This is a genomic window from Micromonospora sp. CA-246542 (assembly GCF_050942905.1).
In the GTDB taxonomy this organism is placed as follows: Bacteria; Actinomycetota; Actinomycetes; order Mycobacteriales; family Micromonosporaceae; genus Micromonospora.
This window is the reverse complement of the sequence record NZ_CP192040.1, coordinates 2,139,264-2,163,901: the sequence shown is the minus strand read 5'-3', so window position 1 is coordinate 2,163,901 and position 24,638 is coordinate 2,139,264. Positions and strand designations below refer to the sequence as shown.

Genomic DNA, 24,638 nt, shown 5'->3' with positions numbered 1-24,638 from the left:
AGCATAGGCGCTCAGCGAAGCGACCCGGACGTCCCGGCCGCCGCAGCCCGCCCCGAGCCGGTCAGGAATCAAGAAGCTCCCGGGCGCTGTCCGGGCCTAGCCTTTTCGCAGGTGGCCGGCAGGACGCCGAACCACGACGAGCGAGAGGGAGCCCGACATGTCCGCGAAGTCCTCCACGACCGATTCCGACGGCTTCAGCGCTGAGGAGCGCGCCGCGATGAAGGAGCGGGCGGCAGAGCTGCGCGCCGAGGGCAAGAAGGGCGCCAAGAAGGCCGACGGGTTGCAGGCGGTCCTCGACCGGATCGCGCAGATGGCGCCGGACGACCGCGCGCTCGCCGAGCGGGTGCACGTGGCGGTCACCACCGCCGCGCCCGAGCTGTCGCCGAAGACGTGGTACGGGATGCCCGCGTACGCGAACGCCGCCGACAAGATCGTCGTCTTCTTCCAGGACTCCGGCAAGTTCAACTACCGGTACTCGACGCTGGGCTTCCAGGACCCGGCCAACCTCGACGACGGCGACTTCTGGCCGGTGGCGTACGCCCTGCGCGCGTGGAGCCCCGAGGTGGAGAAGCGGATCGTCGAGTTGGTGCGCGCCGCGGTCTCCTGAGCCACGCCCCGGCACCCCTTGCGCGCGACGGCGATGATCACCAGGTGTCGTTCTGGGAATTCGTCACGGACGTCGGTCTACCGCTGATCGTCGTCGGCTGCAGCGCGGGCATCGCGGTCAGCGCGTTCACCGAACCGCCGGAGGAATTTCCCTGGCCGCGCGGCTGGGAGTGGGCGTGGGTCGTCGGGGTGTGGTTCATGGTGAGCGGCGAGGCGGCGTTCGGCACCGACCGACCGTGGTCGGAGCGCGCCTGGAAGGGCGCCGCTGCCCTGCTCAGCACGGTGGCCGTCCTGGTCGCCGTCTGGCGACGGTGGCGATGGCGCAGGCGGGCCCGAGGGACGGGCGGCGTCGCGGCGGGGTAGCCAGCCGGGTGGGCGACACGCCCGGCCCGCCGCCGGTGCGGGGCCGACGGCGGGCGGGAACGCGCGGGTCAGGTGGTCGTGCAGGTGATGTCGGTCGGCGGGTTGTTGGTCCCCGTCGAGGTGGCGAGGAAGCCGAACGTGGTGGAGCCACCGGCCGGCAACGACCCGTTGTAGTCCACGTTCGTCACCCGCACGCTCGCACCGCTCTGGGTGTGCGTGCCGCCCCAGATCTGGCTGATCGCCTGCCCGTTGGGGAAGGTCCAGGAGACCGTCCAGCCACGGATCGCCGTCGCGCCGGCGGTCACCGTCACCGAGCCCTGGAACCCACCCGACCAGGCGTTCGTCACCGTGTACGTCGCCCGCGCGCCGGACGGCGAGGGTGTGCTCGACACGGTCGGCGTGGGCGTCGGGATCGGGCTCGGTGTGTCGGTCGGACTCGGGGTCGGCGAGACGGTGGGCGAGGGCGTGCTGGTCAGCGTCGGTGACGGTGTCACACCGGGCCGCGCCGCGCGGTAGGTGTGACCGGCGCGGACGGCGAGTTGCACGACATCCGCTTCGGGTCGGGTGGTGCTGGGTGTGCTGCCGTCGGCGACGTCGACGAGCGTGAAGGACCCGGTGAAGAGGCGGGCGCGCAGGCGTACGGTGCCGTCCCGGTCGGCGCGGACGCTGATCTCGTCGGCCTGCCCACTGGTCCAGGCCACGCCGACGGTGTACCCACCCCGCCCGCGCAGGCCCGCGACCTGGCCGGTGGGCCAGGCGCTCGGCAGCGCGGGGAGCAGGTGCAGCTCGCCGTTGTGGCTGTGCAGCAGCATCTCGGCGACGCCGGACGTCGCGCCGAAGTTGCCGTCGATCTGGAACGGTGGGTGCAGGTCGAACATGTTCGGCGCGAGCCGGTCGGTGCGGACGAGGTCCTTCAGGAGCTTGTGGGCGCGGGTTCCGTCCTCCAGCCGGGCCCAGTAATTGATCTTCCAGGCGAGGGACCAGCCGGTCCCGTCGTCGCCGCGCAGTTCCAGCGTCCGGCGGGCGGCCTCGTAGAGCTGCGGGGTGCCGCGCTTGGTGATCTGGTTGCTGGGATGCAGGCCGTACAGGTGGGAGACGTGCCGGTGGTTGCGTTCGGTCTCCACCCAGTCGGCGAGCCACTCCTGCACGTTGCCACGGGAGCCGACCTTCGTCGGGGCCAGCCGGTCCCGCGCCGTACGGACCTGGGAGCGGAACGTGGTGTCCACACCCAGCACCTCGCTGGCCCGGGCCACCGCGTCGAACAGGTCCCGCAGGATCTGATTGTCCATCGTGGGTCCGGCGCAGACGCTGGCGTTCGAGTGGTGCGGCAGCTCCGGCGAGTTCGACGGGTTGGTGACCAGGTAACCGAGCGACGGGTGGGCGACCAGGGTGTCGAGGAAGAACTGGGCCGCGCCCTTGAGTGCCGGATAGTTGGCCTGGAGGAAACCGGCGTCGCCGGTGAACAGATAGTGCTCCCAGATCAGCGTGGACAGCCAGGCCCCGCCGGTCTGCCACATCCCCCACAGCGCCCCGTCGACGACCGAGGCGCCCCGCCACGCGTCGGTGTTGTGGTGGGTGACCCAGCCACCCGCGCCGTACTGCGCCTGGGCGACGCGGGCGCCGGTGGCCGTCAAATCCTTGATCATGTCGAAGACCGGCAGGAAACACTCGGCCAGGTTCGTGGTGTCGGCGGGCCAGTAGTTCATCGGCAGGTTGGCGTTGATCGTGTACTTCGAGTCCCACGGCGGCGTCATCGAGTCGTTCCAGATGCCCTGCAGGTTCGCCGGCTGCGTGCCCGGCCGCGAGGAGGAGATCAGCAGGTACCGGCCGAACTGGAACAGCAGGGCCGAGAACTGCGGATCGTTGGTGCTCCCGTGCTGGGCGATCCGCACGTCGGTCGGCTGGTCCGCCGCTGCCGTCCGCCCGAGGTCGATGGTCACCCGGTTGAACAGAGCCTGGTAGTCGGCGAGATGGCGGCTGCGAAGCTGGTCGTAGCTCGCCCCGCGGGCGGCGCTGAGGCGGGTACGCGCAATGCCCTGGTAGTCGCCGTTGACCGTGCGGTAGTTGACGTAGCTGGACCCGATCGAGATCAGGACGGTCACGCTCGTGGCCCCGGAGACGCGCAGGGTGCCGCCCGAACTGCTGACCGTCCCGCCCGTCGCGGCGGCAGAGGCCAGCGCGAGGAAACGCACCGACCCGTTGACGCCCTCCATGGCTCCGGAGATGCCGTCGACCGCGATCGTGGCGGCGTCGGGGCTCGACATCGTCGTGCGTTGTGGGCTGTCGAAGGTGGCGTTGAACGTGATCGAGTTGGCGCGGTCGGCGGTCAACCGGAGCACGATCACCCCGTCGGGCGCGCTGGCGAACACCTCGCGCTGGTATCGGACGCCGTTGAGCACGTACGTGGTGGTGACGGTGGCGGTGGTCAGGTCGAGCGTCCGGTTGTACTGCGACGCGCCGCTGGCGGAGCCGAAGGCGAGACGCAGGTTGCCCACCGGCTGATAGGCGAGCTGACCGCCCGGGTTCCCCATCATCGTCTGGTTGATCAGGTCCTGCGCCGACGTCCACTGATCGGCGAAGACCCGCCGCCGGATCTCGGCGAGGTTGGCCGCGCCCCGGGTGTTGGCCGAGTCGTACGGGCCGCCGGCCCAGACGGTGTCCTCGTTGAGTTGCAGGCGTTCGGTGTCGACGTTGCCGAACACCATCGCGCCGAGACGCCCGTTGCCGATCGGCAGCGCGCGGAGCCAGTCGGTGCCCGCCGGCTCGTCGTACCACAGAGCCATGTCGTTGGCGGCGAGCACCTGCGGCGGCGCGACCGAGCCGGCGCGGGCGACGGCGGACCACGCGACCGGTAGCAGCGCGGCGCCCGCGCCCACGGCACCGGCGCGCAGCACGTTTCTTCGTGTCACTTCGGACATGATCTCTCCAATCTGCGCAGGCCAGATGCCTCACGCAGGTGGGACGGCGCCGCTGGAGACGCCGCCGGAATTGGCGCTATGGCGGGGACGTGCCCACGGCCGGGTTGCCGTTCGAGTCCTGGCGGGGACGGTCGGCGGCGGCCGGGGACGCGCGGTGGGCGCTCGCTGTTAGCGTTAACAGGTGCGGCCCGCTCGCACCGTTGGGCAACGTTCACAGCCGAGTCCCGGCGCACCGGGCTCCCGGCGGCGCGCCATGCATCCTCCATAGACCTTCGTAGATTGCGGCGCCGCGCGTCAATAGGTGTCGGTCATGTTTCGGATCGCTGCAAGCGGGCGCTCCCACGGCGGGCCACCCGGACACCTTGCCATCGACGCGGCTCGTTCGTAGCATCCCAGGGGCACGAGATGTTATCGCGAACAAACCGCGACATCCCGGCACCGACCGCCCGGAGGTGGCAGCTGTGACCCCAGGCTCGTCGGCCGTTGCGGGCTACCACAACCCGGTCGTACCCGGCTTCTTTCCCGACCCGAGCATCTGCCGGGTCGGCGAGGACTACTACCTCGTCTGCTCGAGCTTCGAGTACTTCCCCGGGGTGCCGCTCCTGCACAGCCGCGACCTGGTCCACTGGCGACAGATCGGTAACGTCCTCGACCGTGCCAGCCAGTTGGAGATCCCGCCCGACGCCGACGCGTCCCGCGGCATCTTCGCGCCGACCATCCGCCACCACGACGGCCGCTTCTGGGTAATCACCACAAACGTCAGCCTCGGCCGGCATCTCATCGTCACCGCGACGGATCCCACCGGCCCGTGGTCGGAGCCGGTCTACCTCGACCTGCCGCACGTCGACCCGTCCCTGGCCTGGGACGACGACGGCACCTGCTGGCTGACGACCTCGGGGGTGGACGGCTACCGGATCGACCCGGACACAGGCCGGGTGCTCGAGGGTCCGATCGCGCTCTGGTCCGGCACCGGCGGGCAGTACCCGGAGGCGCCGCACCTGTACCGGATCGGCGAATGGTGGTACCTGCTGCTCTCCGAGGGTGGCACGCACACCGGTCACGCCGTTTCGGTCGCCCGGTCCCGCAGCCCTCGGGGACCGTTCGAGCCCGCGCCGACCAACCCGATCCTCACCCACCGGAGCACCAACCTCCCCGTCCAGGCGACCGGGCACGCCGACCTGGTGCAGGCCACGGACAGCAGTTGGTGGATGGTCCTGCTGGGGATCCGGCCCAAGGGCCAGTGGCCGCCCTTTCACGTGCTCGGGCGCGAAACGTTCCTCGTGCCGGTCCGGTGGGTCGACGGCTGGCCCGTGGTCGACCCCGTCCGAGAGATCACCGCCGCACCCGCCGGCAGTCCGCCGGCCCTGGCCGCCTCACCCGACGCGGGCGGGCACCGCGACGACTTCGACGCGACCAGCCTCGCACCCGGGTGGGTCTCGCCCCGCTCCCGTCCCGACGCGGCCTGGTCGTTGACCGAACGGTCCGGGTGGCTCACCCTGCACGCCACCGGCACGACGCTGGACCGCGCCGGCGCGACGATCGTGGCGACCCGCCAACGCCACCATGACTGCCGCGCCAGCGCGAGGCTGGATCCGGGCGGTGGCACGGCCGGGCTCACCCTGCGGATCGACGAGGCGCACCACTACGACCTCGAGGTCCAGGACGACGTCGTCCGCGTCGTCGGCCGGGTGGGACCGTTCCGGCAGGTCTTCGCGACGCTCGACGTACCCCGTGGTCCGCTCATCCTGACGATCGCCACCCGGACCCACGATCTCTACCCGCCGACCGTGATGTCCAGCGCCGGCCTCGCCGCCACCGACGAACCCTTCGGGGTACGCGCCGCCACCAGCGACATGATCACGTTCGAGGTGGAGAGCACCGAGGGCCGCATGCTGCTGGCCGAACTCGACGGACGCTACCTCTCCACCGAGGTCGCCGGCGGCTTCACCGGCCGGGTCATCGGCATGTACGTGACCGAAGGCGTCGCGGCCTTCGACTGGTTCGACTACCGTCCCATGGCGCGTCCGCCCGGCTGAACGACCGGTGCCGCGATCGTAGACTCGCCGTGTGAGCGACGAGAGCCGGCGGCGCCGCCCCCGCAAGCCACTGAGGGGTGACCTGCCCGTCGCCACGATCGCCGAGCTCGCCGGAGTGTCCCCGCCCACGGTGTCCAAGGTCCTCAACGGTCGCGCCGGGGTGGGTGAGCAGACCCGGCAGCGGGTGGAGGCGCTGTTGCGCGACCACGGCTACCGCCGGCCGGAGGACGCCGTGAGAACCCGCTGCGTCGAGGTGCTCTTCCACCACATGCTTCCCTCGATCGCGCTGGAGATCCTGCGCGGCATTCAGGAGGTCGCCGACGCGCGGCACTGCACGGTCGGGTTCGTCGACCTCCGTCACCGTGTGACGGCGGGGGTGCCCTGGATGGAGCCTCTGCTGCTGCGGCATCCGACCGCTGTCGTCGCGGTCTGTTCTCTCGTCACCGCCGAACACGGCCGACAGTTGGCCGCCATGGGCATACCGCTGGTCGCCATCGACCCGGGCGGCGAGCACTTCCCCACCCCCGCCGTCGGCTCGAACAACTGGAGCGGCGCCCTCGCCGCCACCCGGCACCTTCTCGACCTCGGCCACCGGCGGATCGGGGTACTCACCGGCCCGGTGCAGGACCTGGCGGCGCGGGCTCGCCTGGACGGCTTCCGCGCCGCGCTGGATCATGCCGGCATCGGATTCGACGGCAGCCTCGAACGGCAGGGGGTCTTCAGCTTCGTGGCCGGGCGGGACCTCGGCCGCGAGTTGCTGGCACTTCCCGAACCACCCACCGCCATCGTCTGCGGCAACGACCTGCAGGCCCTCGGCGTCTACGCGGCGGCCCACGACCTCGGCTGGCGGATCCCCGAAGACCTCAGCGTCGTCGGGTTCGACGACGTGGACCAGGCGACCTGGACGTCGCCACCACTGACCACGGTGCGACAACCGTTCACCGAGATCGGGGCCACCGCCGCCCGCCTCGCGTTGACGCTGGCCGACGGTCACGCCCTGCCCCAGGAGCGGTACGAACTCAGTACGGCGCTCGTCGTCCGGGGCAGCACCGGGCCACCCGGTCCTCGGTAGCAGTGCCGACCGCGACATCGCCAAGATTTTTTCGGCGATGATGTCGAGAACAACCATCCGGCGTCGTCCCCGGGGTGAACGCGACCGGAACGGGTCGCGCCAGCGAGGAGGAACACGACGATGAAGTACCTGCTGCTGAAGCACTACCGGGGCGGTCCGGCCGGAGTGAACGACGTGCCGATGGACCAGTGGACGCCGGACGAGATCTCGGCGCACATGCGGTACATGCACGACTTCGCCGCCCGGCTGGAGAAGAGTGGCGAGTTCATCGAAGGCCAGGCGCTCGCCCCCGAGGGGGCCTGGGTCCGCTACGACGGAGAGGGACGTCCGCCGGTCACCGACGGCCCGTTCGCCGAGACCAAGGACCTCATCGCCGGCTGGATGGTGATCGACGTCGACAGCTACGAACGCGCCGTCGAACTGGCGGGCGAACTGTCGGCGGCGCCGGGCGCGGGCGGGAAGCCGATCCACGAGTGGCTCGAGGTGCGCCCGTTCCTCACCGAGCCGCCCACCATCACGGAGTGACCTGCGCGATGGACCAGGCACTGCTCCGGAGCCTCATACCGAGCGCGCTCGCCGTTCTCGTCCGCCGCGGAGCTGACTTCGCGGCGGCCGAGGACGCCGTGCAGGAGGCGCTCGTGGAGGCCGTTCGCGTCTGGCCGGCTGATCCGCCGCGCGACCCGAAGGGCTGGCTGATCACCGTGGCGTGGCGTCGGTTCCTCGACACCGCCCGCGCGGACGCCGCCCGTCGCCGCCGGGAGGACGTCGTGGACACCGAGCCGACGCCCGGTCCCACGAGCGGGGTGGACGACACCCTTGCGCTCTACTTCCTCTGCGCGCACCCCTCGCTGACGCCGTCGTCGGCCGTCGCGCTCACGTTGCGCGCCGTCGGAGGGCTGACCACCCGGCAGATCGCCCAGGCCTACCTGGTGCCCGAGGCGACCATGGCGCAGCGCATCAGCCGGGCCAAACGCACCGTCTCCACCGTACGGTTCGACCAGCCCGGCGACGTGACCACCGTGCTGCGCGTGCTCTACCTGGTGTTCAACGAGGGCTACACCGGTGCCGTCGACCTCGCCGCCGAGGCCATCCGGCTCACCCGGCAACTCGCGGTCGCCATCGACCATCCCGAGGTGGCGGGACTGCTCGCCCTCATGCTGCTGCACCACGCCCGCCGTCCCAGCCGGACCGCGCCCGACGGCAGCCTGGTGCCGCTCGCGGAGCAGGACCGCGGCCGATGGGACACGACCGCCATCGCCGAGGGCGTCGGCGTCCTCCAGGCGGCCCTCGCCCGCGACCGGCTCGGCGAATTCCAGGCACAGGCCGCCATCGCGGCGCTGCACGCCGACGCTCCCACCGCCGAGGAGACCGACTGGGTGCAGATCGTCGAGTGGTACGACGAGCTCGCACGCCTGACCGACAGCCCGGTCGTCCGGCTCAACCGCGCCGTGGCGGTCGGCGCGGCCGACGGTGCCCGGGCCGGGCTGGCGGCCCTCGCCGCGTTGGACGACTCACTGCCCCGGTACACGGCGGTGGCCGCGTACCTGCACGAGCGCGCCGGTGACCCGGAGACGGCGGCGCGGCTATACGCCGAGGCGGCCCGTAAGGCGGCCAACCTCGCCGAGCGGGACCACCTGACCCGCCAGGCCGCCCGCCTCAACGACCACCGGCGGCGGTGAGGGCTGGCGCGCGACCCGCCTCAGACGCTCGGCAGGGGCACCTACCACTGCGCGCCGGTCACCCGGACCCGCTGCGACTGCTTGCGGTTCCACTCCACCCGCATGCCGTGCCGGCGGAGCACCGGGAAGGCGACCTCGTCCAGTAGGCGTTCCAGGTCGGCCTGGTAACGGGCCTGCTGCTCGGCCTCCGGCAGGGCCGAGTAGGCGGCCTCGTCGGTGGCGCCGTGTCGCTCGTCGTCCCCGTCGAGGTAGTCCAGGAAGTCGTCGGGGTCGTCGTAGCCGCGCACGATCCAGTCCCAGATCTCGGCCTCGATCTCGGCGCGCCCCGGCTCGGCGACCCGCTCGGTCAGGAAGCGGACGCCCTCGGGGCGGTCGTTGTACGTCCATCCATCCACGGCGAGGATCCTGGCACGGACCTCCGACAGTGCCCGGCGGTGGCGGTGCGGACGGTCCGGCCCCGCCGTCGTACGGCGGGGCCGGCTGCGGCGGTCGCGCCCGGTCAGTTCAGGGTGGCGAGCAGCGCGGTGCTCATGCCCTGCTCACCACGGGCGTTCGGGTGGAAGGGCGCGGCGGAGTTCTGCGGCACCAGGCCCTCGACCCAACGGGTGCCGCTGCTCTTGCACGCGTCCCGGCCGATCGACGGCGTGTAGACGTCGGCGTAGGTGGCGCCGTTCGCGCCCGCGGCGCTGGCCAGCATGGCGTTGAGCGACTTCTCGATGCCACGCAGGTACGGCACGTCCTGGTAGGCGATCGGGACCACCGGCCAGCAGCCGTACCCGCTGTCGGGCAGGATCGCCGGATAGCCGAGGACGACGACGCGCGCGCTGGGCGCGGCCCGGCGGATCGACTGGAGCACGGTGGTCACCTTCGGCACCGTCGCCGCGATCCGGGCCTGCAACTGGTCGGTGCCGCCGGCCGTGTACCGGTTCTTGCACGGCGACCCGAGGGGACTGCTGAGGCTCGCCTCCGCGCACTCGCTGATGATGCCGGAGAAGCCGATGTCGTTGCCGCCGATCTGCACCGTCACCAACGACGTGCTCGACGTGACCGCGTTGAGCTGTGGCGGCAGATTGATGCCCAGTTGACCGCTGCCGCCGTAGAGGATGTCGTCGGTCGTTGCCCCGGAGCAGCTCACGTCCGCGAACGACGTCGAGCCGGCGGCCACGGCCACCAGGGAGGGATAGTTGCGGTTCGACCGTAGACAGTTGAGGTCGACCTGGGTGGGGATCAGGGGACCTGCCGTGTACGAGTCGCCCAGCGCGACGTAGCGGCCGGAGGGGACCGCGGCGCTGGCGGGTGTGGTGACGGCGAGCAGGACGCCGACGGTGGCCGTGGCGAGTGCGGCCACTCGGGCGGCTGCCCGCAGGAGCGGCAGGCGGGGACGGGACATGACGCCTCCCAAGGGAGATCGCGGTGGTGGTGGTGCCGAGATCCTGTCCCCGGTCGACGATCGACGTCAATATAGATAGACCTCACTAAACGACACGCTGGAATGTGGATTTCGCCTTCACCGCACACCCCTGCGACACGCGATGATCCCCCGCCGCATAGCATGGCGACAGTTCGGGACGGCTCTGCTGAAACGAGGCGACATGCGTTGGCTCCAGCGGCTGCTGGGCGGCGGGCGGATCCAGCTCGACCCGGAGCGGCAGCAGGCGCTGCTGCGAGACCTCCAGCACGGATACGGCCCGCGGGCGCGGACCCCGTTCCCCGCGCAGGTCGAGGCGGCGGCCGGGATGCTGAGCGGGGACGACGGGCTGGTGGTCGCGGCCCGGGTCCTGCACCAGGTCGCCGACGAGGCACACCTCGATCTTCGGGCGCAGGCCCAGGACATCCACCGTCGGACGGGCCGACGACTCCTCGTGCACCGGCGCAACTACCGGCAACTGTGGTCGGAGGCCGGCCCCGGACTGCGCTGGCCGCTGTTCGCGCTGCCCTGCGGCTTCCACCCGTACGCGCAGGTGGCCGCCGCTGTCGCGGTGGTCGGCGGTGGTGCGGCCCGGCTCGATCGGGTGACCGATCCGGCGCCGCTGGTGACCCACATGTTCGAGGTGCTCGACCTCACCACCGCCGGCTGGGAGTACGGCCGGGTGCGGGTCGACACCGACGGGGCAGCCCTGGTCGATCGACTGATCGCGAGCGCCGCGCAGGTCCTCGCGGCCATGGACGACCCACCGCGACTGCCGCCGCCGGTCCGCGCGCTGATGCGCCGCAACAACAGCATCGACGTCCACGATCCGCACGCCGGACATCCGGTGGGACGGTTCAACCTGGGCGCGCGAATGCGGGAGCAACTGTTGGCCTGACCGCCGATCAGGCGCGGGCGTGCGCGCCCAGGAAGGCGAGCAACAGGGTCACCACCTCGTCGGGGTACTGCACGTGCGGGTAGTGACCCGCGCCCTCGACCATCTCGAGCCGCCCCAGCCCGCTCGGCAGCGCGGCCACGATGGCCTCGCCCTCGGCGCGCGGGTCGGCCCAGTCCGGGTCGAGCGTGCCCTCGACGATCAGGACCGGACAGCGGACGTTGCCCAGTTGCGCCCCGGCGTCGGTCGGCGCTGACCGACCCATCCCACGCATCGCCGCCATCCGGCCGGGCTCGCGCATCATGGCGTCGATCCGGGCCGTGCGGGCGGCCCAGTCGGCCGGCTTGCGGCCCGGGTAGGCCACGTCGAGATAGCTGCGCCAGAGCCGGACGCTGCCGAACAGGCCGGTGCCGAGCAGCCGGGCGATGCCCCTGCGGTAACGGGAGACCCGCAGGTCCCCCAGCTTGATCGACTGCTTGCGGGTGAAGGGGGCCAGTTCGACGACTCCGGCGACCAACTCGGGGGCACGGGCGGCGGCGATGGTGGCGGCGCCACCGGAGATCGAGTGACCGACCAGCACGGCCGGGCCGCCCAGGTGGCGGATGACGGCGAGCAGATCACCCGCGATGTCGGTGCGACTGTAGGAGCGCCACCCGACGCTCGACTCACCACAACCGCGCAGGTCTACCGCGGCCACGCGGTAACCGGCGGCGGCCAGGCGCGGCACGACGAAGCGGTACGCCTCGCGGCTGTCACCCATGCCGTGGGCGAGCACGACGAGCGGCCCGGAGGCGCCGGTCACCTCGTACGCCAGGGTGCCGCCGTCCACGTTCAGGTACTCGGTCATCGAAGCCTCCAAGCTAATCGTCTTAGCTAAAGGCTAATAGCATTAGCCGGATACGTCAAAGTGATGTCCGACGCCCCGCCCGACGGGTGCCGTCAGCGTGCGGACGCGACGTCCCGGGTGATCACCCGCGCCACCTCGCCGAGGTCGTCGTCGAGCTGATGGTCGCGCCCCGGTAGCCGGTACAGGAGCGCCTGCGGCAGCGCCCGCGCGTAACAATCGGCGTGCGACGGTGGCACCGTCTCGTCCCCGAGGCCGTGGAACACCCGCACCGGCACGTCGCGCGGCAGCCTGGCACCGAGGTCGCCCGGCAACTCGAAATCGTCGCCGGGCCAACCGCCCGCTCCGACGAACGGAGCTGCGACCAGGACGATAAGCGCCAGCTCACGCTCCGGTGGCCGCTCGGCGAGCACGTGGGCGAGAATCGCCCCGCCCACCGAATGGCCGATCACGACCGCGCCGTCGCCCAGGGCCGCGATCTCCCGGCGAACGGCGGCGCTCCAGGTGGCGTAGCGCGGATCGCCCTCGTCGGGCAGGCGTGGATAGCGGACGTCGTACGAGTCACCGAGTTCGCGCCGCAGGCTGTCGACCATCCGGCTGTCCCACTCGTCGTACGTGCCGGGGCCGGCGCCCTGGACGAAGAGGATTTGCGTGACCGCTGTCACGGCAGCTCCCTCTCGTGCTCCCGGGGTGGGGTCGCGCCGCTCTTTCGCGATTTCCATTCGTGGCCGGAAAACGCCACCGGTATCCGCTCCCACTTTAACGTATATCGCGACCGGGGCCTTGCCGCAAGACCCCGGTCGTGACGCAGAATCGTCGGCCGGAGACGGAACGATGCGAAGAATCGGGGCACCACGTGGGTGTGTTGTGCAGGGCACGAGTGTTCACGCCGACCGTCCGGGCCGAGGTGGCGCGATGACGGACCGGTACGTGTGGGATCTTGACGAGGTCGACGAGTCGCAGGTCGCGCTCGTCGGCGGCAAGGGCGCCCGACTGGGGGCGCTGACGCGGATCGACGGCGTCCGCGTACCGCCCGGTTTCTGTGTGACGACCGACGTGTTCCGTCGGGTCGTGGCCGAGGCACCCGCGATGGCGGATCACCTCGACCGTCTGTCGCGCCACGCGGCGGACGACCGGGACACGATCCGCGACCTCAGCGCGGAGGTCCGCCGAAGCATCGAAGCGATCGTCCCGCCCGCCGACGTGGTGACGGCGATCGGCGCGGCCCTGCGCCGCCACGGCGCGGACACGGCCTACGCCGTCCGGTCCAGCGCCACCGCGGAGGACCTCGCGACGGCCTCCTTCGCGGGACAGCAGGACACCTACCTGAACGTCCGGGGCGCGCAGGCCGTCCTCGCGCACGTCAGCCGGTGCTGGGCCTCGCTCTTCACCGAGCGGGCCGTCACCTACCGGCAGCGCAACGGCATCGACCACCGCGCGGTCCACCTCGCGGTCGTCGTGCAGAAGATGGTGTTCCCGCAGGCGGCCGGCGTGCTGTTCACGGCCGATCCGGTCACCTCCAACCGAAGGGTCGCCTCGGTGGAGGCCAGCTTCGGTCTCGGCGAGGCTCTGGTCTCCGGGCTCGTGAACCCGGACGCCTACCGGGTGCGCGACGACGCGATCGTCGACCGGTCGATCGCCGTCAAGCGCCTCGCCATCGAGGCCCTCCCGGGCGGCGGCACCGCCCGGCAGGCGGTCAGCGCGGACCGGCAGGAGCAGCCGGCGCTGACGGACGACCAGGTCCTGGGACTGGTACGGGTGGGGCGGCGCATCGAGGCGGCCTTCGGCTGCCCGCAGGACATCGAGTGGTGCCTGGCCGACGGCGACGTCCAGATCGTCCAGAGCCGGCCGATCACCACGCTGTTCCCGGTACCCGCCGCCGCCGGGGACGGGGAGAACCACGTCTACCTGTCCGTGGGGCATCAGCAGATGATGACCGACGCCATGAAGCCGCTGGGACTGTCCATGTGGCAGCTCACGGCGATGGCGCCGATGCACGAGGCTGGCGGGCGGCTCTTCGTCGACGCCACCGGGATCCTGGCGTCGCCCGCGAGCCGCGCCGGCTTCCTCGACATGATGGGCAGGTCCGATCCGTTGACCCGGGACGCGTTGGAGACCCTCCTCGCCCGCCCCGACTTCGTACCGACGCTGACCGACGGCGCTCCCCGTGCCCCCCGGCTCGGCGGCGCGCCGGCCACGATCGAGAACGACCCGGCCATCGTCACCGAACTGGTCGAGCGCAGCCGGACGTCCCTCGCCGCGCTGCGGCGTGACATCGCGACGGTGACCGGACCGGCGCTGTTCGACTTCCTGCTCTCGGCATTCGACGAGCACAAGCGGCTGCTCGCCGATCCGTTGAGCATGCAGGCGATCATGGCGGGGATGGAGGCCACCTGGTGGCTCAACGAACAGCTCGCCGGATGGCTGGGTGAGCGCAACGCCGCCGACACCCTCACCCTGTCGGCCCCCGGCAACGTCACGTCCGAGATGGGCCTGGCGCTGCTCGACGTCGCGGACGCGATCCGTCCGTACCCCGAGGTGGTGGCGTTCCTGCGGGACGTCGACGGCGACGGCTTCCTCGACGAACTGCCGAGATTGCCGGGCGGCAGCCAGGCGCGCGACGCCATCCGGGCCTATCTCGACCGGTACGGGATGCGCTGCGTCGGCGAGATCGACATCACGAGGCCGCGCTGGGCCGAACGCCCCACCACGCTCGTACCCCTGATCCTCGACAACATCAGGCTGCACGAGCGCGGCGCGGCCGCACGGCGCTTCGCGCAGGGGCGCGAGGAGGCCCAGCGCAAGCGCGAGGAGCTGCTCGAACGCCTGCGTGCCCTGCCGGACGGGGTACGCAAGGCCGACGAGACCGCACGGATGATCGACCGGGTTCGCACCTTCATCGGGTACCGGGAGTACCCGAAGTACGCGATCATCAGCCGCTACCTCGTCTACAAGCAGGCCCTGCTGCGGGAGGCGGAACGCCTCCTGCGGGCAGGCGTGCTGCGCGAGACCGACGACATCTTCTACCTCACCTTCGCCGAGCTGCACGACGTCGTGCGGACGCACCGGATCGACGATCAGCTCGTCGAGCGGCGCAGGGAGGCGTTCCGGACGCACCAGAGGCTCACCCCGCCCCGGGTGCTCACCTCCGAGGGGGAGGGCATCTCCGGGGCGTACCGACGCGACGACGTGCCGGCCGGCGCTCTTGTCGGTCTCGGCGTCTCCGACGGGATCGTCGAGGGTCGCGCCCGCGTCCTTCCCGACCTGGCCGAGGCCGACCTGGAACCGGGCGACATCCTGGTCACGGCGTACACCGACCCGAGCTGGTCGCCGCTGTTCGTGGCGGTCGCCGGGTTGGTCACCGAGGTGGGTGGCCTCATGACCCACGGAGCGGTCATCGCCCGGGAGTACGGCCTGCCCGCCGTCGTCGGCGTGCCGGACGCGACCAGACTCATCCGCGACGGGCAGCGGATCCGGGTGCACGGCGCCGACGGGTACGTCGAGATCGTGTCGGACGAGGGCGCTCAGCCGTAGCCCGATCGCCGCGAAGTCCCGGATCGAACGTTGCGGCGTGCTGTCGATCTACCGCCCGCCCGAGCCGTCGTACTGTAGGGGCCCACCACCGAGGGGGCCGGCACACGGACGGGACTTGAGCCATGGCCAAGTACATGATTCTGATCTACGGCGACGCCCAGCAGTGGGACGCGATGACCGACGAGCAGTGGAAGGCACACGACGCCGCGCACGCGGCGTTCGCCGAGAAGGTCGGGACGCAGATCATCGACGGAAAGCAGTTGGAGATGTCGCCCACGGCCACCACGCTGCGCTCGGACTCGATGGGGCAGATCACGACGACCGACGGCCCGTTCCTGGAGACCAAGGAGGCGCTCGGCGGCTACTACCTGATCGAGGCCACCGACCTGGACGAGGTGCTGTCGTTGGCGAAACTGCTCCCCGAGGTGCGCGCGTCGCACAGCGGTGTGGAGATCCGCCCGGTGGTCGACCACGGTTGACGTGACCGACCCACAAACGAAGGACGAGGTCGTCGCGGCGGTCGCCCAGGCGCACCGCCGCGACTGGGCCCAGGTGTTCAGCACCACGGCCCACCTGACCCGCGACCTCGACCTGGCCGAGGAGTGCACCCAGGACGCGTTCGCGCAGGCCCTGGAGACCTGGACGCAGGCCGGCATCCCGGACCGGCCGGGAGCCTGGTTGACCACCATCGCGCGCAACCGGGCCCGCGACGTCCTGCGCCGCGAGTCGGTGTTCCGTCGCAAGATGCCCCTGCTCGTGGCCGACGAGACCACGCCGGGGCCGGAGGACGGCCTCGTCGACGACCGGCTGCGCCTCATCTTCACCTGCTCGCACCCGGCTCTGGCCCGGGACGCCCAGGTCGCCCTGACGCTGCGTCTGGTGTGCGGGCTGTCCACGCCCGAGGTGGCCCGTGCGTTCCTCGTGCAGCCGGCCACCATGGCCGCCCGCATCACCCGGGCCAAGAAGAAGATCGCCGCGGCCCGCATCCCGTACCGCGTGCCGGGCCCGGACCAGCTCGAGGAGCGGGTGAGCGTCGTCCTGGAGGTCGTCCACCTGATCTTCACCACCGGCCACACGGCGCCGCTCGGCGCCCAGCTGGTCCGCCAGGATCTGGTGGACAGCGCGGTCGGGCTGGCCCGGATGCTGCACCTGCTGATGCCGACCAACGCCGAGATCAGCGCACTGCTCGCGTTGCTGCTGCTGAACGTCGCCCGCCAGGACACCCGCAGAGCCGCGGACGGGCGTCTGGTGCTGCTGTCCGAGCAGGACCGCTCGCGCTGGGACCGGCAGCTCATCGCCGAGGGCCGGGCTCTGGTCGCCGACGCGCTGCGTCGTCGGCCTCCGACACGGTACGCGTTGGAGGCGGCGATCGCCGCCCTGCACGCCGAGGCGCCGAGCTGGCAGGACACCGACTGGGCCCAGATCGTCGCGCTCTACGACACCCTGTTCCGGATCTGGCCCTCCCCCGTGGTCGATCTCAACCGGGCCGTCGCGATCGGGCTGCGCGACGGCCCCCGGGCCGGACTCGACGCGCTGGAGCCACTGCTCGCCGACCCGGCCCTCGCCACGTACGGATACCTGAGTGCCGCCCGGGCCGACTTCCTGCGCCAGTTGGGGCGGTGGCGGCCGGCCCGGACGGCCTATGAGGAGGCCTTGACCCTCACCGACAACGACGTCGAACGGGCATTTCTCAGCGAGCGGCTGGCCGAAGTGGAGCGGAAACTGTGAGCGCCAGCGCCACGGGAACGGCGGTCGGTCAGACATCCGCCTCGATGGCGAAGGTGTTGCCGTCCGGGTCCTGGATCCAGGCGATACGCCCACCTCCGGCCCGCGCGGTGATCCCCTTCGGGTCGTGCTCGAACTGCTCGTACCGCACAAGGTCGACGCCGGCGGCCATGAGTTCGTCGACGATCTCGTCGAGGTCGTCGACGTACCACGTCGCAAGCGTCGCCTCGGTCGTCCCGGCGGTGACCGACTGGTACACGTTGAGGGCCGGTCCGCCGCCGGAGGCGTAGATGCGGCTGCCGTCGGGGATGTGGGCGCTGGGCGCGGACCGCAAGGCCCGCAGACCCAGCTTGCCTTCGTAGAAGGCGACCGCCCGCGCGATGTCCGACACGGCGACCGATGTTCTGAGGTGGTGTGCGCTCAAGGGCATGCCCCAGCCTGGCAGAGACGGGGGCCGGTGGACGTGACGCGGGGCGGGCTCGGCGTGGTGCCGGGCCCGCCCCTCGGTCGTGCGTCAGGTCAGCGTTGCAGGGTGAGCAGGCCGGGGCGGTAGGGCAGCAGGCCGTAGTCGACGCCGTTGGAGGAGGGCGATCGGCCCTGGTAGAGCAGTTGGAGGTTGCAGGGGTTGACGGTGAAGGTCTGGTCGGCGCTGGTGCGGATCAACTCGCCGTGGCTGATGTCGTTGGTCCAGGTGGCGCCGCTGTTGGCCTTGCCGGCGAAGGGGTTGCTCTCGGTGGCGGCCTGGGGGGTCCAGCTGCCGTTGAGGCTGGTGGCGGTGAAGGAGCGGAAGTAGCGGCCCTGGCCGCCGATGGCTTCGACGATCATGAGGTACTTGTTCTGGCCTTGGAGTTTGTAGACCTGGGGTGCTTCGAAGAGGTTGTTGGTGGTGTCGCTCATGATGGTCGTGTAGCTGGAGCCGAAGCTGCTGGGGAAGTTCCCGATCGGCATGCTGGCGCGGTAGATCTTGCCGTTGTCGCCGGCGAAGAAGAGGTACATGTTCTGGTCGTCGGCGATGAGGGTCTGGTCGATGGGGCCGGTGCCGGAGCCGGTGATGCTGCCGGTGAACAGGGTCTGCGCGGCGGACCAGCCGTTGGCGTTGGTGGGGTCGGTGGAGGTGCGGTAGGAGAACGCGGTGCCGCCCCACTGGTAGGCCAGGACCCAGATGTTCTTGGGCGCGAAGTAGAACAGGGTCGGTGCGACGGTGCCGCTGTTCATGGTGTTCTGGCTGGCCGAGCCCATCTGGGACCAGTTGGTGAACAGACCGAAGTTCATCGAGCCCCAGGACGAACCGAAGTCGTGGGTGGTGGCGTAGACGAGCTGCTGGCCGTTGTAGGGGGCGACGGTGAAGTCCTTGAGTGACACCCAGCCCGACTTCGGCTGCGCCAAGGCTCCGGTCGACGACCACCGGTACGACGACGGCAGGTCACAGGTGCCACCCGGCGGCGGCGTGGTGGGCGGCGGCGTGGTGGGGTTGCCCCCGCCGTCGACGCGCACCAGCTGCCACTGCTGGTTGGCGCCGTTCCAGTCGTCGTACTGCACGATGTTGCCGCCGTCGGCCGTCGAGGCGCCCTGCACCTCCATGACCTTGTTGCTGTTGCGGTTGATCAACCGCACGTAGCCACTGTCCGAGTCGGCCAGCCGGAACTGCTGGTTGGTCCCGTTGTTGTCCGACCACTGCACGATCGCCCCGCCATTGGCCGTCGATCGGCCGGAAACATCCAGCACCTTGCCCGACAACCGCGACTTGACCCGGTAGTAACCACCACCGGAATCCACGAACTGCCACTGCTGCTGGTTGCCGTTGTTACGCGTCCACTGCGTGATCCGCGCACCGTCGTTCGTGGCCAGGTTGTAGACGTCCAACGCCTTGCCACTGTTGCGGTTCACCAGGACGTACCACGCGCTCGTGTCGACGGTCGCCGCAGCCGCGGGCGACGACACCGCCATCGCGGCGGCGCCAGCGACCACCACCGCCGCCACGCTGGCGGCTGCCGCTCGTACCAACCACCCTCGCCGGCGCGAGGGCGGCGCTATCGCCGGGGACGTATCAATGGCGGACATGTTCCTCCTCAATCACAGGGAGCCGAACGGCTCCCCGAAGCTGGGCGCACCACGACACGCGACCGGGCGCACACGGCGGGAATGTTCGCGTTAACACGATCCCTGCGTGCTGCGGACAGTGTCGGATTGACGGTCGACGAAGTCGGCCGGCGGTACATCGCACCCGACGTCGTCCTTGACCATCGACTGTGAGCGATAACATGCTGTTCGTCAAGACGTAACATCCGCGTAAAGCAGGGCCGACCCGTCGGGTCCGACCATTGACGCCGGTCGCACGCCTGCTGCCCGGCCACCCACCGCCCGACAACCCGGGCCGACGTACTCGGCAACCCAGAATGACTGACGCTAACATCGACATTCGCGCATAAAGCGCCGCGTCTCCCCCGCTGCCGCAGCCGTGCTCGCGAGGATTCATCGACGGACTGCCGGCCGCGCCCGCCCCGGTGCCCGGGCCCGGAGTCGGTGACTCCGGGCCCGGGCATCCGTGCTCAGGGGCTGGTGCAGGTGACGTTGCCGGGCGGGGTGGCGCCGTCTCCGGTGGCGGTGAATCCGAAGGTCGTCGAGGCGTTCGGCGCGAGCGTGCCGTTGTAGTCGGCGTTGCGCACGGTGACGTTGCCGGTGGTCCCGGTGTTGACACCGCTCCAGAGGCTGCTGATGGCCTGGCCATTGGCAAGGGTCAGGCGCACCGTCCAGCCGTTGATCGTGCCGGACGTCCCGTTGGTGACGGTGAACTCGCCCTGGAACCCGCCCGGCCAACTGTTGATCGCCCGATAGGTGGCGGCGCAGGTGCCCGGCTCACCGGTCGGCGGCGGGGTGGTCGGCGGAGGCGTCGTCGGCGGCGGGGTGGTCGGCGGGGGCGTGGTCGGCGGCGGCGTCGTGGGCGGAGTCGTCGACTGGAACTGGCTGAAGAACCGCCAGATCTCGCCCGAGGTCCAGGTCCGCGAGTCGTTGGGGCTGCCCGACCCGTCGACCGGGCTCGGGGTGTGGTCGCCGTCGAACGCGGCCCACTGCACCGGGTACCCCGAGCGGCAGCCGGAGTAGGTGGTGGTGATGTGGGTCAGGCTGCCCTGGCTGGGCTCGCGTGGGCTCTGCGCCGTGCAGCCGTTGTTCCGCACGAACGTGTCGCGCAAAGCCCGACCCTGCGAGATGTTGAGCACGCTGTCGTGGATGCCATGGATGCCGAAGTACGGGACCGGCTGGGTGCCGCCGGTACAGCCGCTGAGGTTCGCGCCGGAGAGCACCGCGACCGCGCGGATGACGTTGGGTCGGGCACAGGCCACCGCGTAACTCATGGCCCCGCCGTAGCTCCAACCCAGGGCGAAACGCTGCGTCGTGTCGACGCAGAGGTCGTTCTCGACCTGGCGGGAGATGTCGTCGAAGAGGGTCAGGTCCCGCCCGTTGGTGTTGGCCCACCCGGCGTTGATGCCCTGCGGCGCGACGAAGATCGTGCTGTTGTTGGACAGCGGCGCGAGGCCGTAGTAGCCGGCCGAGGCGACGTTGTTGGCCGAACCGTTCAACCAGTGGAAGCCGAAGACCAGGCGGTACTGACGGTTCCGGTCGTACCCGCTCGGGATCTGGAGGATGTAGGTGCGGCTCTGGCCGCTGCTGGTGATCGTGCGTGTCCCGTTGGTGAGGGTGGGCGCCTTACCGCAGCCCGCGGTCGCCGCCAGGGTGCCGTTCGTGGCGGCCGCCGCCTCGCCGCGGAACCCGGCGGTCAACGCGCCGCCGGTAGCCACGACGAGAACCGCCGCGGCCGCGACGAACGTCAGTAGTTGTCTCCGTCTGACCATTGCTCGACTCCTTGCCGTTGATCGTGCGTACGACATGCACCTCGAGCCGGTTCGTGCCGGGTGGGGGGTGCTCGGCCCGCGCGGGCGGGACGAGGGCCGACCGACGAGGTGCCGTGACAGGCCGTCCTTCCGTTGCGGGGCCGACGTGCTCGTGCGGCCGGTGCGGCGTACACGGGTGGTGTACGGGCCGTACCGTCGCTGCCGGGTTGTCCGCGACGGGGCATGGAATGCGGGGAATGCGGCCGGACCGGGGGGTGCGTCCGACGACCGCGCGGTCGCCTGGCAGTGGCGGAGCGGCCCGGACTGGTCACCGATCGGTGAGGCGGCGGGAGGGCGGGCCCTCGGCATGCCTGCGCCGACTGACTGCGGTGACTGGGAGCGTGCCCTTCGCTCCCCGGGCCGGAACATAGCATGTTATCGATAACATGCTCAACCGACCGAGTGCCGAGCCATCGACCGACATGGTCGGTCCGATCCCTTGACGCCCTGGTCAGGCGGTGGACCGCAGAGCTGCACGCCGGTCCCAGGGAACACGTGTCAGCGCTGCGTGTCCTCGGATCGCGAGGCGAAGGGGGTGACCTCGAGCAGCCTGTCCCCCAGGTCGCAGACCGTGTCCCGCATGCGACGGGTCCCGCCGTTCTGCATGGCGTGCATGGCGTCGCAGGCCTTCCGCCACGCCTGGCAGGCGCCGGGCACGTCGGCGAGATCCAGAAGGATCGCGCAGAGCTGGGCGGACGCGTCGAAGACGCCGATCCGGCTGTGCGCCTCGACGGCCGCTCGGAGGGCCTGCTCGAGCTGGTCCCGAGCGTGGCTCCGGTGCCCCAGCAACGCCAGGCACTCGGCGATCAGAATGCGGATCGAGGGCTCGTCCGTCCCTGGTCCGAACTTCTCGCTGTGGGCCAGCGCCTCGTCGAGGCACACCATGGCCTCGCCGGCAGCACCGAGTCGGACCAATGTCTGGCCCCGGGCCACGCACGCCCAGATCTCGCCCTGCTCGAAGCCGGCGGCACGGTAGAGGGACAGTGCCCGCTCGTTCTCCGCGAGTGCCCGCTCGTGCCGGCCGAGCTGACTGTGGACCCGGTGCAGGGCACTGTGGACGCCGCCCAACTCCGCGATCATGCCGCGCTGGGTGAAGATCTCTCGGGCGCGGGTGAGCAGGTCGAGTGCCTCGTCATAGCTGGCGAAGTGGTAGCAGGAATCGGCCAGACTCCACATGGCGTGGGCCGCACCCAGGTCATCCCCGCTGCCGTTGGCAGCCCGCAGAGCCACCCGCATCACGTCCTGCCAGTCGTGGAACCGCCCGGTGAGCCGCAACCACGGCCAGATGGTGAGAGCCAGCCGCCAGGGCGGGACACCGGAATCGCCCTCCGCCGCGCGGCGCACCGCCTCGAACAGGACCTCCCGGTGATCGTCGAACCACCGCATCGCGGCGTCGTACGAATCGGGTCGCTCGGCGATGACGCCGGCCGGGGCCGGAGTGGGGGCGGCCGCCGGGCTCGCCGGTACGAGCCGCAGTGCGGCCTGGTGGCTGCTGTGCAGGTAGTGGTGCAGAAGCCGGTCGATCGCCGCCTCCCGGTCGCGGACCGACTCCTTCGCCAGGATCAACTCCTGCGCGTAGGCCCGGACGAGGACGTGCGAGGTGAACCGGCCCCGGTCGTCCTCGTCGAGCAGGGCCGCCTCGGCGAGTTCGCGCACCACGGCCCGCGTCCGGACCGGCGGGGTCTGGGACATGCTGGCGAAGGCCTCGGCCGAGATGCCGGCCGCCATGGCCGCGGAGGACAGCCGGAAGAGCCGTGCCGCGTCCGGGCTGAGCTGACGGTACGACCAGGCGAAGGCGGCACGCGGATCGCATACGCCGTGGCTGCCGGAGAAGGCGGCGAGTCGCCGCGCGCCGTCCCGGAGTTCCGCGGCGACGTCCTCCAGGGCGAGTCGCGGACGCGCGCTCAACCGGCCGGCCAGGATCGCCAACGCAAGGGGCAGGCGGCCACACATCTCGATGATCTCGTCGAGGGTGTCGGACACCGGAGCGCTGACCGCCGGGGAGCGGTTCGGCGCGTCCTTCAGCCGGCGCTGGACCAGCCTACGGGCGGTCGGCATGTCCGGAGGGTCGAGATGCAGCAGGTGGGCGCCGTCGCGGACGGCGAGATCGACGAGCGGACTGCGGCTGGTCACCAGAACCAGACACTCCGGCGAGTTGGGCAGCAACGGGCGCACCTGGGCGGCGTCGAGCGCGTTGTCCAGGAACACGAGCAGCTTCCGGCCGGCGGTGAGGCTCCGGTAGATGCCGACCCGCGCGGCGAGCGTCTCCGGGACGCTGGACATGTGGAAACCCTGCGACGACAGCAGGGATCCGAGCGCGTCGCTGGCCGAGAGGCGGTCGGTCTCGGGCTGCTCCGCGCGCAGGTCGAGATAGAGCTGGCCGTCGGTGAAGTCCCCGGCGACCAGGTGGGCGAAGTGCGCGGCCAGCGTGGACTTGCCCACGCCGCCCATCCCGTCGAGTGCGACGACCAGCGGACCCGTCCCGCGGTCGTCGGCCGTGTCCTCGATCAACCCAGCGAGAGTCGCGAGTTCGGCGGTACGCCCGACGAAGGCGGGAAGATCGGGTGGGAGTTGCGCCGGACGCACCAGCGGCACCGGCCACGAGCGGGCGCGTCGCCGCGCCCCGGGGCCGGTCGGGGCGTTCGGCCCCGAGGTCGCCGTCCCCGCGAGGACGCGCCGGTGCGCGGCCTGGAGGGCCTCGCCCGGATCGATGCCCAGCTCCTCGGCGAGACGGGTACGAACGGTCCGGAAGAGTCCCAGCGCCTCGGCCTGGTGGCCGCTCGCCCCGAGCGTGGCGATGAGGCCCGCCTGTACCGGCTCGTGGAACGGCGCCATCGAGGCGGCCAGCCGCAGGGGTCGGAGCACCCGCGTCGGCCGGTCCAGTGACATGGCGAGTTCGGCCGCCGGCACGCACACGTCGAGGAATTCCTGATCGAGCGCGGCGAAGATCGACATCGAGGTGGTGCCGTGGGCGTACGTGTCACCTGCGGGCCCGCGCCACAGCCCCAGGGCCAGGGCGTAGCGATCCAGCGCCGCGTGCCGGTCGCCGGCCGCGAGCTTCGCACGGGCGGCCCCGACCAGCTCACGGAAGCGGAACAGGTCCAGCGAGCCGGGCGCGGGCGCGAAGAGGTAGCCAGAACCGTGCCGCCGCAGGTACGTGCCGGGCGCGCGCAGCGGAAGCGAGGGTTCCATCAGTCGCCGCAGCGCGCCGACGTACTTGTGGATGACGTTCGTGGCGCTGGCCGGAGCGTCCTCGCCCCAGACCAGTTCGATGAGGTCGGTCGCGCTGACCGGTCGCCCCGCCCGGGCGAGGAGCAGGGCCAGCAGGCGGCCCTGCTGTCGCGGGCCGACGTCCACCTCGACACCGTCACGCCACAGTCGCAGGGGACCCAGGATCTCGAAACGCAGACCGCCGTCGGTCGGCCGGGGTCCGTCTTCTCCGTGGCGGACATCGGCCGAACTTGACAATTCAATCTCCCGTTTCGCCTGACCGTCGCCGCCACCGGGTGCCACCCGCGCTCCCAGTCTACGTGCGGACCCGCGAACGGAACTCCTCGCCGAGGGCAGAACCGGACAAAACCTCGGACGACGACGTCCGGCAACAGATATGTCACTGCGGGAATACGCCGCGAAAAGCGCTCCGGCACCGTTCATCGCATTTCCACGAG

At 71.1% G+C, this 24,638-nt stretch carries 19 protein-coding genes; 10 read left to right on the top strand and 9 right to left on the bottom strand.

The window, feature by feature from the left end; translation table 11 throughout:
- Window positions 1-157: 157 nt before the first annotated feature.
- Window positions 158-607, top strand: a complete 450-nt coding sequence (locus tag ACQP0N_RS10230) for an iron chaperone (RefSeq protein WP_433119448.1) — start codon at window positions 158-160, stop codon at window positions 605-607.
- 44 nt (window positions 608-651) lie between these two features.
- Window positions 652-969 carry a hypothetical protein gene (locus ACQP0N_RS10225; RefSeq protein WP_433119446.1) on the top strand — a complete coding sequence of 106 codons (318 nt, stop codon included), beginning with the start codon at window positions 652-654 and terminating at the stop codon, window positions 967-969.
- A gap of 68 nt (window positions 970-1,037) precedes the next feature.
- Here the strand turns inward: ACQP0N_RS10225 and ACQP0N_RS10220 are convergent, their stop codons facing one another.
- On the bottom strand, window positions 1,038-3,887 hold the full coding sequence (locus ACQP0N_RS10220) for a glycosyl hydrolase family 95 catalytic domain-containing protein (RefSeq protein ID WP_433119444.1): 2,850 nt from the start codon (window positions 3,885-3,887) through the stop codon (window positions 1,038-1,040).
- A 461-nt stretch (window positions 3,888-4,348) separates the two neighbouring features.
- On the opposite strand from ACQP0N_RS10220, the gene ACQP0N_RS10215 reads away from it, so the two are divergent.
- The 4 genes from ACQP0N_RS10215 to ACQP0N_RS10200 all read left to right on the top strand — a co-directional run bounded on the left by ACQP0N_RS10215 (window position 4,349) and on the right by ACQP0N_RS10200 (window position 8,674).
- Window positions 4,349-5,923 carry a glycoside hydrolase family 43 protein gene (locus ACQP0N_RS10215; RefSeq protein WP_433119442.1) on the top strand — a complete coding sequence of 525 codons (1,575 nt, stop codon included), beginning with the start codon at window positions 4,349-4,351 and terminating at the stop codon, window positions 5,921-5,923.
- A gap of 31 nt (window positions 5,924-5,954) precedes the next feature.
- Window positions 5,955-6,995, top strand: coding sequence for a LacI family DNA-binding transcriptional regulator (locus ACQP0N_RS10210; RefSeq protein ID WP_433119440.1), 1,041 nt, complete (start codon window positions 5,955-5,957; stop codon window positions 6,993-6,995).
- Between the two features lie 120 nt (window positions 6,996-7,115).
- Window positions 7,116-7,520 carry a YciI family protein gene (locus ACQP0N_RS10205; protein ID WP_355050483.1) on the top strand — a complete coding sequence of 135 codons (405 nt, stop codon included), beginning with the start codon at window positions 7,116-7,118 and terminating at the stop codon, window positions 7,518-7,520.
- An 8-nt stretch (window positions 7,521-7,528) separates the two neighbouring features.
- The gene (locus ACQP0N_RS10200; RefSeq protein WP_433121543.1) at window positions 7,529-8,674 is read left to right on the top strand and encodes an RNA polymerase sigma factor; all 1,146 of its coding nucleotides are present in this window, start codon (window positions 7,529-7,531) and stop codon (window positions 8,672-8,674) included.
- A 41-nt stretch (window positions 8,675-8,715) separates the two neighbouring features.
- Here ACQP0N_RS10200 and ACQP0N_RS10195 read toward each other — a convergent pair whose 3' ends face one another.
- Both ACQP0N_RS10195 and ACQP0N_RS10190 read right to left on the bottom strand, forming a co-directional pair.
- Entirely contained in the window at window positions 8,716-9,069 is a 354-nt protein-coding gene (locus ACQP0N_RS10195; RefSeq protein ID WP_433119438.1) for a hypothetical protein, read from the bottom strand.
- 104 nt (window positions 9,070-9,173) lie between these two features.
- Entirely contained in the window at window positions 9,174-10,064 is an 891-nt protein-coding gene (locus ACQP0N_RS10190) for an SGNH/GDSL hydrolase family protein (RefSeq protein ID WP_433119436.1), read from the bottom strand.
- A gap of 202 nt (window positions 10,065-10,266) precedes the next feature.
- Between ACQP0N_RS10190 and ACQP0N_RS10185 the strand changes: the two genes are divergently transcribed.
- The gene (locus tag ACQP0N_RS10185) at window positions 10,267-10,980 is read left to right on the top strand and encodes a hypothetical protein (protein ID WP_433119434.1); all 714 of its coding nucleotides are present in this window, start codon (window positions 10,267-10,269) and stop codon (window positions 10,978-10,980) included.
- A 7-nt stretch (window positions 10,981-10,987) separates the two neighbouring features.
- Here ACQP0N_RS10185 and ACQP0N_RS10180 read toward each other — a convergent pair whose 3' ends face one another.
- Both ACQP0N_RS10180 and ACQP0N_RS10175 read right to left on the bottom strand, forming a co-directional pair.
- On the bottom strand, window positions 10,988-11,824 hold the full coding sequence (locus ACQP0N_RS10180; RefSeq protein WP_433119432.1) for an alpha/beta fold hydrolase: 837 nt from the start codon (window positions 11,822-11,824) through the stop codon (window positions 10,988-10,990).
- Between the two features lie 92 nt (window positions 11,825-11,916).
- The gene (locus tag ACQP0N_RS10175) at window positions 11,917-12,486 is read right to left on the bottom strand and encodes an alpha/beta fold hydrolase (RefSeq protein ID WP_433119430.1); all 570 of its coding nucleotides are present in this window, start codon (window positions 12,484-12,486) and stop codon (window positions 11,917-11,919) included.
- A 250-nt stretch (window positions 12,487-12,736) separates the two neighbouring features.
- Here ACQP0N_RS10175 and rph point away from each other — a divergent pair, with 250 nt between their 5' ends.
- The 3 genes from rph (at window position 12,737) to ACQP0N_RS10160 (ending at window position 17,083) form a co-directional block, all read left to right on the top strand.
- Entirely contained in the window at window positions 12,737-15,355 is a 2,619-nt protein-coding gene (gene rph / locus ACQP0N_RS10170; protein WP_433119428.1) for a rifamycin-inactivating phosphotransferase, read from the top strand.
- A 122-nt stretch (window positions 15,356-15,477) separates the two neighbouring features.
- Complete coding sequence (locus tag ACQP0N_RS10165; RefSeq protein WP_433119426.1) at window positions 15,478-15,834, top strand: YciI family protein; 357 nt, start codon at window positions 15,478-15,480, stop codon at window positions 15,832-15,834.
- A 73-nt stretch (window positions 15,835-15,907) separates the two neighbouring features.
- Window positions 15,908-17,083: an RNA polymerase sigma factor gene (locus tag ACQP0N_RS10160; protein ID WP_433121541.1), complete on the top strand. Its 1,176-nt coding sequence runs from the start codon at window positions 15,908-15,910 to the stop codon at window positions 17,081-17,083.
- Between the two features lie 28 nt (window positions 17,084-17,111).
- Here the strand turns inward: ACQP0N_RS10160 and ACQP0N_RS10155 are convergent, their stop codons facing one another.
- From ACQP0N_RS10155 to ACQP0N_RS10140, 4 genes are all read right to left on the bottom strand, one after another.
- On the bottom strand, window positions 17,112-17,471 hold the full coding sequence (locus ACQP0N_RS10155; protein ID WP_433119424.1) for a VOC family protein: 360 nt from the start codon (window positions 17,469-17,471) through the stop codon (window positions 17,112-17,114).
- A gap of 128 nt (window positions 17,472-17,599) precedes the next feature.
- Entirely contained in the window at window positions 17,600-19,141 is a 1,542-nt protein-coding gene (locus tag ACQP0N_RS10150; protein WP_433119422.1) for a non-reducing end alpha-L-arabinofuranosidase family hydrolase, read from the bottom strand.
- 488 nt (window positions 19,142-19,629) lie between these two features.
- Window positions 19,630-20,931, bottom strand: a complete 1,302-nt coding sequence (locus ACQP0N_RS10145; protein ID WP_433119420.1) for a cellulose binding domain-containing protein — start codon at window positions 20,929-20,931, stop codon at window positions 19,630-19,632.
- 537 nt (window positions 20,932-21,468) lie between these two features.
- A complete protein-coding gene (locus ACQP0N_RS10140; protein WP_433119418.1) occupies window positions 21,469-24,327 on the bottom strand; it encodes an AfsR/SARP family transcriptional regulator in 2,859 nt (952 codons plus the stop codon).
- Window positions 24,328-24,638 lie beyond the last annotated feature (311 nt).